The 1,425-nt window shown below is 55.9% G+C and carries 2 protein-coding genes; both read left to right on the forward strand.

The genetic code is table 11. The features are described 5' to 3' along the window. On the forward strand, positions 1–656 hold a 656-nt coding region (gene pstA, locus ACFRAK_RS28745; protein ID WP_394573154.1), incomplete at its 5' end, for a phosphate ABC transporter permease PstA. A 44-nt stretch (positions 657–700) separates the two neighbouring features. Then, on the forward strand, positions 701–1,425 hold a 725-nt coding region (pstB, locus tag ACFRAK_RS28750), incomplete at its 3' end, for a phosphate ABC transporter ATP-binding protein PstB (RefSeq protein ID WP_394573155.1).

The following is a 1,425-nucleotide window of genomic DNA, read 5'->3' on the forward strand; positions in this document are numbered from 1 at the left end:
TCTATGTGCTGTTGATCTCGCTGCTTATCGCGATTCCGATTGGCATGGCCGCCGGCATCTACTTGGCGGAGTTAGCCCCGAACAACAAGCTGATCGAGGTAGTCCGCATATGCATAGAAGGCTTGTCGTCCGTGCCGTCCATCATCTTCGGATTGTTTGGAATCGCTTTGTTTGTGGAGTTTTTTGAGATCGGACTTACGATTCTGGGCGCCGGCATCAGCTTGGCCTTCCTCAACCTGCCCGTGCTGACCCGAGTGACGGAGGAATCGATCAGGGCTGTACCGGCCCAGCTTCGGAACGGTTCCTTTGCGCTCGGGGCGACCCATCTGCAGACGATTCGTCGCGTGCTGCTGCCGGTGGCGATGAATGGTATCATCACCGGCATCTGTCTGACGGCTGGACGGGCGTTTGGGGAAAGCGCGGTCATTATTCTGACGGCGGGTGTATCCACCTCGGGCGAGATGTGGGATTTCAATCTTTTATCGCCGGGTGGAACCTTGGCCGTGCATCTATGGTACGTCCAATCGGAGGCGATTGTGCCGGATGCCCAGGAGATCGCGCAGAAGACGACCGCCGTGCTGATCTTCGTTGCGCTGCTCATTAATATCGTCTTTCGGGTACCGCTGTGGCTGAACTCGCGCAAGACGAAGGCTTAATTCAGTCACAAGCGTCATCATTTCATCACCGGGAGGATCATGGCATGCAGCCATTCATCGAAATCAATCAACTGGATTTATATTACGGCGGATTTCAAGCCCTGAAGAATGTATCCATACAGATCCCACAACGGGCGATCACGGCGTTTATCGGTCCGTCCGGCTGTGGCAAATCTACCCTGTTGCGCACGCTGAATCGAATGAACGATCGAATACCAGGAACACGAATCGAAGGGAAGGTCGCGATTGGCGGAATCGATATCTACGCTGGCGACGTACATGTGGAATCGCTGCGTCAGAAGATCGGGATGGTGTTCCAGCAGCCGAATCCGTTCCCCAAATCGATCTATGATAACGTCGCTTTCGGGCCACGGCAGCATGGGATTCGGGGTAAGAAGAAGCTGGATGAACTGGTGGAACGGAGCCTTCGCGATGCCGTGCTGTGGGATGAAGTCAAGGACGACTTGAAGCGTCCGGCGCTTAGTCTGTCGGGAGGACAGCAGCAGCGGCTCTGCATCGCTCGCGCGCTCGCGGTTGAGCCTGACATCTTGCTGATGGATGAGGCCACCTCGGCGCTGGACCCGGTCTCCACCTTCAAGATCGAGGAGCTGACGCATGAGCTGAAGGATCGTTACACCATCGTGATGGTTACGCATAATATGCAGCAGGCGGCACGCGTATCGCAGCAGACGGTGTTCTTCCTGAACGGTGAAGTGGTCGAATATGCGCCGACCCGAAAACTGTTCGCGAACCCAGCCGATTCGCGTAC

The organism is Peribacillus sp. NPDC056705 (genome assembly GCF_043656335.1).